At 74.5% G+C, this 11108-nt stretch carries 1 protein-coding gene; it reads right to left on the bottom strand.

What is annotated here, in order from left to right:
* Positions 1–36: 36 nt before the first annotated feature.
* Positions 37–11097, bottom strand: coding sequence for a type I polyketide synthase (locus ACZ4VF_RS02555; RefSeq protein WP_467922669.1), 11061 nt, complete (start codon positions 11095–11097; stop codon positions 37–39).
* Between the last annotated feature and the right edge of the window lie 11 nt (positions 11098–11108).

Below are 11108 nucleotides of genomic sequence, written 5' to 3' on the forward strand. Positions count from 1 at the left end.
ACTCACTTTCCCTGCCCCAATCTGTCGTGTGCCGCGTCAGCCTTCGAGGGATTCGCTGTCGCCGAGCGCGAGGTGTACGAGGTCGTCGACGTCGAGGTCGGCCAGCGCGCCCCGTTCGGTGTCCGGATCGCCGGGCGTGGGTGCGCCGGGTTCCAGGGCGGTCAGTTCGACCAGCGCGTCCAGCAGGCCGGCCTCCCGGAACCGCTCCAGCGGGAGGGTGAGCAGCGCGTGGCGCAGCCGTTCCTCGTCGGCCTCCGCCGCCGGCCGCTGCCCGGCGGCGCCCTCGGGGGCGAGTCCGCCGTGCAGGTGGCGGGCGAGGGCGAGCGGGGTGGGATAGTCGAAGACGACGGTGGCGGAGAGGTTGACGCCGGTCGCGGCGCGCAGCCGGTTGCGCAGTTCGACGGAGGTGAGGGAGTCGAACCCGGCGTCCTTGAACGCCGTCTCGGCCCCGACGCCGTCCGCTCCCGCGTGGCCGAGCACACTGGCGACGTGGCCGCGGACGAGGTCCAGCAGCACGGCTTCCTGCCGCTCGCGGTCCAGTCCGGCCAGCCGGCGCAGCAGGGCGTCCCCGCCGTCTCCGGCGGCGGCCGCGCGTGCCGACTGCCGTCCGGTTCGCACGAGTTGGCGCAGCAGCGGTGGCACGCCGGAACCCGTGGCCGCTTCGGCGCGTACGGTCCTGAGGTCCAGCTTGACCGGCACGAGCAGCGTGTCGTCACCGGCCAGGGCCGCGTCGAGGAGGGCCAGACCCTCCTGTGGGGCCAGCGGCAGGATGCCGCCGCGCCGGTTGCCGCGGGTACGGGCCGCGGCCTCGGCGCCGCTGGTCATGCCGGTGGTCTGCTCCCAGGGGCCCCAGGCCAGGGACAGCGCGGGCAGTCCGGCCGCCCGGCGCCGGGCCATCGCCGCGTCCAGCCAGGCGTTGGCGGCGGCGTAGTTGCCCTGGCCGGCCGAGCCGAACAGACCGGAGGCGGAGGAGAACACGGCGAACGTCGTCAGGCCCCGCGCCCGGGTCAGCTCGTCCAGATGGCGTACGGCCACGACCTTCGGAGCGAAGACGCGGTCCAGGCGCTCCCGGTCGAGGGTGCCGATCACGCCGTCGTCCAGGACGCCCGCGGTGTGCAGGACGGTGGTCAGCGGGTGGTCGCCGGGTACGGAGTCCAGCAGGGCGGCGACCGCGTCCCGGTCGGCGATGTCGCAGGCGGCCACCCGTACGGTCTCCGCGCCGAGCCCGGTCAGCTCGCTGACCAGGTTCCGCGCGCCCTCGGCGTCCGGGCCGCGCCGGCTCGCCAGCAGCAGGTGGCGTACGCCGTGCCGCTCGACCAGGTGCCGGGCCACCAGCGCGCCCAGCGAGCCGGTGCCGCCGGTCACGAGGACCGTGCCGTCCGGATCCCAGTTCACGTCCTCGGCGGCGGGGCGTGCGGGGGTGGCGCGCACCAGGCGCGGTGCGCGGAGGGTCGTACCGCGCAGCGCCAGCTGCGGTTCACCGGCCTCGGCGGCCGCGGTGGCGGTGGCGAGGAGGGCGGCGAGGGAGGCGTCGTCGGCCGGCGGGAGGTCCGTGTCGACGAGCGTGATCCGGTCGGGGTTCTCCGCCTGGGCGGCCCGCACGAGTCCCCACACGGCCGCCCCCGCCGGGTCGGCGACGGTCTCCTCCTCCCCGGCGGCGGGCACCGCGCCCCGGGTCACGACCACGAGCCGGGAGGCGGCGAGCCGCTCCTCGGCCAGCCACGCCTGGAGGACGCCCAGCACCCGGGAAGTGCGCTCCAGCGGGTCGTCGTCCAGACCGTCGTCGTCCAGACCGTCGTCCTCCCAGCCGTCGGCCGGCACGGCCAGCACCTGCGGCAGGGTGTCATCGGCGGCCACCGCGGCGAGGTCGGCGGTGGTGGCGACCCACGCCCAGTCGGGGACCGGGCCGCCCGTGCGGACGGGCACGGTGACGTCCGCCCACTCCACGCGGAACAGCGCGTCCGCGCCTGGCGCGCCGGCCGCGGCCTCCAGTTGCTCGGCGCTGACCTCGCGGAACACCAGGGAGTCGGTGGTCAGTACCGGCGCACCGGTCTCGTCGGCGGCCTGCACCGTCACCGCGTCGGGCCCGGACGGCGCCACCCGTACGCGCAGCGCCGAGGCGCCCGCCGCGTGCAGCGCGAGCCGGTTCCAGGCGAACGGCAGGACCGTGCGCGGCGCGGCCCCGGGAGCGTTCGCGTCGGAAGCGGTCGGGCCGGAAGCGGTCGCGTCAGGAGCGGTCTCCTCGTGCGGGGTGACGAACCCGTTGGCGTGCAGGGCGGCGTCCAGCAGGGCGGGGTGGATGCCGAACCGGGCCGCTTCCTCTCGCTGCTCGTCCGGCACGGCGACCTCTGCGTACACCTCGCCGCCACGCCGCCACACCGCCCGCAGCCCCTGGAACACCGGGCCGTACGTGTACCCCTTCTCGATGAGCCCGGAGTAGAAGGCGTCGACGTCCACCTCGACCCGCTCGGCGCCGGGCGGCGGCCAGGCGGTGAAGTCGAACGTGCCGCCGGCCGCCGGGACCGTGGTGGTGAGGGTGCCGGTGGCGTGGCGGGTCCAGGCGTCGGCGCCGATCTCGCCGGCGGTGTCCTCACGGGCCGAGTAGACCGCCACCGTCCGCGCACCGTCCTCGTCCGGCCCGCCCACAGCGACCTGCACCCGGACACCACCCTGCTCGGGAACGACCAAAGGCGCCTCGATCACGAGTTCCTCCAGCACCCCGCACCCGGCCTCGTCACCGGCCCGCACCGCCAGCTCGACCAGCCCGGTGCCGGGCACCAGAACCACCCCGCCGACGGCATGGTCCGCCAGCCACGGATGCGTACGCAGCGACAACCGGGACGTGCACAACAGACCCCCGGTCTCGGGCACCTCCACCACCGCACCCAGCAACGGATGATCCGCGGTGCTCTGCCCCAAAGCCACCGCGTCCGTGGCGGGAGCCGTCCGCAGCCAGTAATGGCGGTGCTCGAAGGCGTACGTCGGCAGGTCCACCTGCGCCTCGGTCGCACCCTTCGGGAGCACGGCCGCCCAGTCCACCTTGGCCCCGCGGACGAAGAGACGAGCCACGGCCGACAGGAGGGTCTGCGCCTCGTCACGGTCGTCGCGCAGGGCGGGCACGCTCACCGCGTCCTCACCCGCCGACTCCGCGACGGCACCGCTCAAGGCGCCGCCGGGGCCGAGTTCCAGGAACACCGACCCGCCCGTGGCCCTGATCCCGTCCGCGAACCGGACGGGACGACGGACGTGATCCACCCAGTACCCCGGATCCGACAACTGGCTCGGCTCCGCCAGCCCGCCCGTCACATTCGACACCACCGGAATCGACGGCTCGCTCCACGTCAGCCCGGACAGGGCCTGGGCGAAGTCCGACAGCATCGGCTCCATCAGCGCCGAGTGGAAAGCGTGCGACACGGTGAGCCGCTTCACCCGACGGCCCTGCTCCCGCAGCTTCTCCGCCACGGCCGTGACGGCCCCCTCCTCACCGGAGAGCACCACCGAGCCCGGCGCGTTCACCGCCGCCAAGTCCACACCCTCACCAAGGTGTCCGGCGACCTCCGCCTCACTCGCGGCCACCGCGACCATCGCACCACCCGACGGAAGGGCCTGCATCAGCCGGCCCCGCGCCGCGACCAGCGCCGCCGCGTCCTCCAGTGACAACACCCCCGCCACATGCGCCGCCACGACCTCACCGATCGAGTGCCCGGCCAGCACGTCCGGTCGTACACCCCACGACTCCACAAGCCGGAACAGTGCCGATTCGACCGCGAACAACCCGGCCTGCGTGAACACCGTCTGGTCCAGCAGACCGTCACCCGCGTCACCGAAGAGCACGTCCTTGACCGACTGCCCCGCGCCCAGCTGCCCGTCGAGGGCGGCGCACGCATCGTCCAGGGCCCGCGCGAACACCGGATACCGTTCGTACAACTCCCGGCCCATACCGACGCGTTGTGATCCCTGGCCCGGGAACACGAACACGTTTCTGCCGCCGGTGTCCGTGCCCGTGACGACGAACGGGGAGGGCTCCCCGTTCGCCACCGAGCCGAGCCCGGCCACCGCTTCCTCCGGCGATCCGGCGACGACCACGGCCCGCTCAGTCAGGACCGCCCGCCGGGACACCAGGGCACCCGCGACGGCCGTGAGGGGCAGGTCCGTTCGGCCGACGAACTCCGCCAGTCGCCCCGCCTGCCCGGCGAGGGCGCCGGTGCTCCGCGCGGAGACGAGCAGCGGCACCACGCCATCGGCCGGGGCCACCGGCTCGGTGGCGGGCTCCTCCGGTGCCTGCTCCAGGATCACATGGGCGTTGGTGCCGCTGACGCCGAAGCCGGAGACACCGGCGCGGCGCGGCCGGTTCACGTCCGGCCACTCGCGGGTCTCCGTCAGCAGTTCGACCGCTCCGTCCGACCAGTCGACCTGGGAGGTCGGGGTGTCGACGTGCAGGGTGGCGGGCAGGATGCCGTGCCGCATGGCCTGCACCATCTTGATCACCCCGGCCACGCCCGCGGCCATCTGGGTGTGTCCGATGTTCGACTTCAACGAGCCGAGCCAGAGGGGCTGTTCGCGGTCCTGTCCGTAGGTGGCGAGGAGGGCCTGCGCCTCGATCGGGTCGCCGAGGACCGTGCCGGTGCCGTGGCCCTCCACCGCGTCCACGTCCGCCGGGGTCAGCCCGGCCGCGGCGAGTGCCTTGCGGATGACCCGTTGCTGCGAGGGACCGTTGGGGGCGGTCAGGCCGTTGGACGCGCCGTCCTGGTTCACCGCGCTGCCCCGCACCACCGCCAGGACCCGGTGGCCCTTGCGCTGCGCCTCCGACAGCCGTTCCAGTACGACCACACCCGCGCCCTCGGCCCAGCCCGTACCGTCGGCCGCGTCGGCGTACGACTTGCAGCGGCCGTCCGAGGCCAGACCCCGCTGCCGGGAGAACTCGACGAAGGTTCCCGGGGTGGCCATGACGGTGGCGCCGCCGGCCAGGGCCATCGAGCACTCGCCACCCCGCAGCGCCTGGGCCGCGAGGTGGATGGCGACCAGGGAGGAGGAGCAGGCTGTGTCCACGGTGACGGCCGGCCCCTCGAAGCCGAAGACGTAGGCGACGCGGCCGGAAGCCACGCTGCCCATGCCGCCGGTACCGGTGAAGCCCTCCAGCTCGGGCGGCACCGGGCCGGAGGTGCCGTAACCCTGGCCCATCAGACCGGAGAAGACGCCGACGTCCGTGCCCTTCAGGGAGAGCGGGTCGATACCGGCCCGCTCCAGCGCCTCCCAGGACGTTTCGAGGAGCAGCCGCTGCTGCGGGTCCATCGCCAGCGCCTCACGCGGCGAGATGCCGAAGAAGCCCGCGTCGAACAGGGCGGCGTCGTAGAGGAAGCCGCCCTGGCTCACGTAGGACGTGCCGGCCCGGTCCGGGTCGTCGCTGAAGAAGCCGCTCAGGTCCCAGCCTCGGTCGTCGGGGAAGCCGGACATCGCGTCGCGGCCCTCGGACACCAGCCGCCACAGTTCCTCGGGGCTGTTGACACCGCCGGGCAGGCGGCACGCCATGCCGACGATCGCGATCGGCTCGTCCGGGTCGGCGAGTGCGGGTGCCGTGACCGGTGCGGGGGCGGTGGCCGTCGTCTCGCCCAGCTCGCCGTGCAGGTGACGGGCGAGGGCGAGCGGAGTGGGATGGTCGAAGACGACCGTGGCGGCCAGTTTGAGGCCGGTGGCCTCGCGGAGCCGGTTGCGCAGTTCCACCGAGGTGAGCGAGTCGAACCCGGAGTCCCGGAACGCCGTGTCCGGCTTGACGCCCTCGGGGCCGGCGTGGCCGAGCACGGTCGCCGCGTGCGTGCGCACCAGGTCCAGCAGCAGCGTCTCCTGCTCCGCCGCGCCCAGTCCGGCCAGGCGGTCCGTCAGGCCGCCGCCGCTGTCGCCGGCCGCGGCCCGCACGGTCTGCCGGCCGGTGCGCACCAGGCCGCGCAGGAGAGTGGGCACGGCCCGGCCGGCACCGGCGTCGGTGCGCAGCTGCCGCAGGTCCAGTTTGGCCGGGACGAGCAGCGCCTCGCCGGTGCGCAGGGCGGCGTCGAAGAGGTCCATGCCCTCCTCGGGAGACATGGGCAGGACGCCGCCGCGCCGGTTCATCCGGCTGCGGGTGAGGTCGTCCATGCCGGCCGCCATGCCGCCGGTGGCCTGGTCCCACAGGCCCCAGGCGAGGGAGGTCGCGGGCAGGCCCGCGGCACGGCGCTGGTGGGCCACGGCGTCGAGGAATGCGTTGGCCGCCGCGTAACTGCCGGTGCCCGCACCGAGGAAGACGGAGGAGACGGAGGAGAAGACGACGAACGCGGCCAGCTCGGGGGCGAGTTCACGGGTCAGCTCGTCCAGGTGCCGTACGGCGGTCACCTTCGGCGCGAAGACGCCCGCGACCTGTTCGGGCCGGATGGTGCCGATCACTCCGGCGTCGGCGATGCCGGCGGTGTGCACGATCCCGGTCAGCGGGCGTCCGCCCCGGCGGGCCTCGGTCAGCAGGGCGGCGACCGCGTCGCGGTCCGTGACGTCGCAGGCGGCCACCGTGACGTCGGCGGCGCCGAGGCCGGTGAGTTCCGCGACCAGCTCTGCCGCCCCGTCGGCGCTTTGGCCGCGGCGGCTGGCGAGGACGAGGTGGCGGATGCCGTGGCGGGCGACCAGGTGCCGGGCCAGCAGTCCGCCGAGGGAGCCGGTACCGCCGGTGATCAGGACGGTGCCCTCCGGGTCCAGCGCGCGGAGCCCCTCCCCGGCCGCCTGGTCGGGACCGCCGGCTGCGACGGCACGGGCGAGCCGCGGGATGTACAGCGTGTCCCCGCGCAGGGCCAGTTCGGGCTCGGTGTCGGCCGACAGGTGGCCGAGGACGGGGGCGAGTTCGGGGATGAGGTGATCGAGGGTGAGCTGTTCGGGGGTGGAGTCTTGGGAGGTGAGGTGTTCGGGGGTGGGGTGTCCGGTGGTGAGGTGTTCGGGGGTGGGGTGTCCGGGGGTGAGGTCGGGGTGGGCAGGCGGGGCGAGGGCGAGGTCGGGGTCGAGGTCCAGGAGCACGATGCGGTCCGGGTTCTCGGACTGCGCGGCCCGGACCAGGCCCCACACCGCGCCTCCCGCCGGATCCGTGACCGCTCCGTCGGCGCCCGCCGGTACCGCACCCCGGGTGGCGACCACCAGCCGGGTCGGCTCCAGCTCGGGAGCGGCCAGCCAGGCCTGCACCGCCGCCAAAACCCGGTTCGTCAGCGCCAGGGCCGGGTCGTCCGCCCCCTGGTCGCGGGGTGCGCAGGCCTCCAGGACGACGAGCATGGGCGGCTTCCCCACGGCGCCCTCCGCGGCGCCCTTCACGACGCCCTCCGCCAGGGCGGCGACATCGGCGGCCGAGCGCACCCCGGCCCAGACCGGCTGCTCGCCCACCGGTCCGGCGGGCCCGGGCAGCGCGGTCCATACGACGCGGAACAGGGAGTCGTCGCTCGCCGTACCCGCGGCGGACTCCAACTGCGCGGCGGCGAGCGGCCGTAGCTCCGCCGCGTCCGCGCGCAGGACCAGCCCGCCGGCCTGATCGACCGCCTCCAGCGCCAGCGCGTCACGGCCGGACGGCGTGATCCGTACCCGCAGCGCCGTGGCGCCGACGGCGTGCAGCGCGAGGCCGCGCCAGGTCGGGTACTGCCACACCCGGGAACCGCCGTCGGCCACGGCCGCGTCCAGCAGCGCCGGGTGCAGGGCGGCGTCCAGCAGTGCCGGGTGGAGCCCGAACCGCTGGGCGTCCTCCCGCTCGTCCTCGGGTACGGCGACCTCGGCGAGGATCTCGTCACCGAGCCGCCAGAGTGCCCGTACGGCCTGGAAGGCGGGCCCGTGCTCGTAACCGCGACGGGCCAGTCCGCGGTACAGCGCCTCCACGTCGACGCGCTGGGCACCCTGCGGCGGCCAGGCGCCGAAGTCGCCCCGCGGGCTCTCGCCGGGCTTGGGCGTCGCCGACAGCACACCGGTGGCGTGCCGGACCCAGGCCTCCGCCCCGGCCACCTCGGTGGCGTCCTCGCGTGTCGAGTACACGGTGACCGTGCGGCAGCCGCTCTCGTCGGCGCCGCCGACCGCGACCTGGACGCGTACCCCGCCCTGTTCCGGCAGCACCAGCGGCGCGGCGACCGTGAGTTCGTCCACGGTTGCGCACCCCACCTCGTCACCGGCCCGCGCGGCCAGCTCGACCAGGGCCGCGGCGGGGGCGAGGACCACCCCGGCGACGGTGTGGTCCGCCAGCCAGGGGTGTGTGCGCAGGGACAGCCGCGACGTGCACAACACACCGCCGGTCTCGGGTACTTCCACGACCGCACCGAGCAACGGGTGGTCGGTGGGGGCCTGTCCGAGGGCCGTGGCGTCGGTCGCTCCGTTCAGCCGGAGCCAGTAGTGCCGGTGGTCGAACGCGTACGTAGGCAGATCGACGGGGGCGCCGCCACTGCCTCCGGGCAGCACGGCCGTCCAGTCGACGGCCACGCCCCGGACGAACAGCCCGGCCATCGACACCAGCAGCCGCCGCAGACCGCCCTCTTCACGCCGCAACGAGCCGGTGACGACGACGCCGGACTCCCCCGCCGCCTCGTCCACGATCTCGTTCACAGGCTGGACGAGGACCGGGTGCGCGCTGGACTCGACGAACACCGTGTGACCTTCGGCGAGGAGCGCCTCGACGGCCGGATCGAAACGGACCTGGTTACGGAGGTTGCGGTACCAGTAGCCGCCGTCGAGGACACCCGCCTCACGCACCCACTCACCGGTCACCGTCGAGAAGAACGGCACCAGCGGGGCCTGGCCGTGAATGTCGGCGAACGCCTCCGCCAGCGCGGTCTCGATCGCCTCGACATGACGAGTGTGCGAGGCGTAGTCCACCGCCACACGACGGACCCGGACACCGTCGGCCTCCAACGCGGCCAGCGCCTCGTCCAATGCCTCGGCGTCCCCGGCGATCACCACGGATGTCGGACTGTTGACCGCCGCGACCTCAACGCGCCTCTCCCAGGCGGCGATACGCGCGCTCGCCTCGGCCTCGGACAACGCCACCGACGCCATGCCGCCCCGGCCCGCCAGCTCACCGGCGATCACCCGACTGCGTACAGCCACGATCCGCGCCGCGTCCTCCAGCGACAGGGCACCCGCCACACAAGCCGCGGCGATCTCACCCTGCGAGTGACCGACCACCGCGTCCGGCACCACACCCACCGACGCCCACACCGCCGCCAGAGCCACCATCACCGCGAAACTCGCCGGCTGGACGACGTCCACCCGGTCCAGCAGATCGACGTCGCCGCGCAGCACGGCCGTCAAGTCCCAGTCCACCCACGGCTCCAGCGCCCGGGCGCACTCCTCGACCCGCTCGGCGAACACCGGCGAGGACTCCAGCAGCTCCCGGCCCATCCCCAGCCACTGCGCCCCCTGACCGGGAAACACCAGAACCGTACGGCCGGATGCCGCGCCCTCCGCGCCGGTCACCACCGCGGGATGGTTCTCGCCGCCCGCCAGCGCGGCCAGCCCGGCCACCGCCTCCTCCCGCGACCCGGCGACCACCACCGCCCGTTCGCCGAGCAGGGCCCGCTGGGAGACGAGAGCGGCCGCGAGGTCCGGGAGGGAGGCGTCCGTGTCGGCGGTGAACGGGGCCAGGCGGCCGGCCTGGGCCGCCAGGGCTGCCTCCGAGGCCGCCGACACCACCAGGGGGACCACGCCGTCGACCGGGGGCACCCGCTCCGCGGCCTGCGGTTCCTCCGCGGCCTCTTCCAGAATGAGGTGGGCGTTGGTGCCGCTGACGCCGAAGGAGGAGACGCCGGCCCTGCGGGGGCGGCCGGTCCGGGGCCAGTTCCGCTCCTCGGTGAGCAGTTCGACGGCACCGGCGGACCAGTCGACCTGGGAGGAGGGGGTGTCGACGTGGAGCGTGGCCGGGAGGACGCCGTGCCGCATCGCCTGGACCATCTTGATGACACCGGCGACACCGGCGGCGGCCTGCGTGTGGCCGATGTTGGACTTCAACGAGCCCAGCAGTAGCGGCCGTTGGCGGTCCTGGCCGTAGGTGGCAAGGAGGGCCTGTGCCTCGATCGGGTCGCCCAGGACCGTGCCGGTGCCGTGGCCCTCGACCACGTCGACGTCGGCCGGGGTCAGGCCGGCCTCGGACAGTGCCTTGCGGATGACGCGCTGCTGGGAAGGGCCGTTGGGGGCGGTCAGGCCGTTGGAGGCGCCGTCCTGGTTGACGGCCGACGCGCGGACGACGGCCAGCACGCGGTGGCCGTTGCGGCGGGCGTCGGACAGGCGCTCCAGGACGACCACGCCCGCGCCCTCGGCCCAGCCGGTGCCGTCGGCCGCCTCGGCGTACGACTTGCAGCGGCCGTCGGCGGCCAGCGCTCGCTGCCGGGAGAACTGCATGAACATACCGGGGCCGGCCATGACGGTGGCACCGCCGGCCAGGGCCATCGAGCACTCCCCGCGCCGCAACGCCTGGGCGGCGAGGTGCATGGCGACCAGGGACGAGGAGCAGGCCGTGTCCACGGTCACGGCAGGGCCTTCGAGGCCGAAGACGTACGAGATGCGGCCCGAGGCCACGCTTCCGGTGGTACCGGTGCCGGTGAAGCCCTCCAGCTCCGGCGGGACCGGGCCGCCGGTGGCGTAGCCCTCGTTGATGACGCCCACGAACACACCGGTGTCGGAGCCCTTGAGGGTCAGCGCGTCGATGCCGGCCCGCTCCAGCGCCTCCCAGGACATCTCGAGGAGGAGCCGCTGCTGCGGGTCCATCGCCACCGCCTCGCGCGGCGAGATCCCGAACAGTCCCGCGTCGAAGAGGGCCGCCTCGTGCAGGAAGCCGCCCTGGTCGACGTAGGACTTGCCCGTCTTGTCGGGGTCGGCGTCGAACAGCTCCTCCAGGTTCCAGCCCCGGTCGGTCGGGAACCCCGAGACGCCGTCGCCGCGTTCGCGGACGAGTCGCCACAGGTCGTCGGGGTCGGTCACCCCGCCGGGCAGCCGGCACGCCATGCCCACGATCGCGATCGGCTCCGCCTTCTCGGCCTCAAGTTCACGGACGCGTTGCTGGGAGCGGCGCGCGTCGGCGAGAACGCGCTTGAGGTAGTCGCGAAGCTTGCTTTCATCCGCCATTGCGGGTCAGC

This window comes from Streptomyces sp. NPDC029151, assembly GCF_055564315.1.

Coding starts and splice junctions, on each gene's coding strand:
- ACZ4VF_RS02555 (WP_467922669.1), bottom strand. CDS start 11,097: ATGGCGGATGAAAGCAAGCTTCGCGACTACCTCAAGCGCGTTCTCGCC.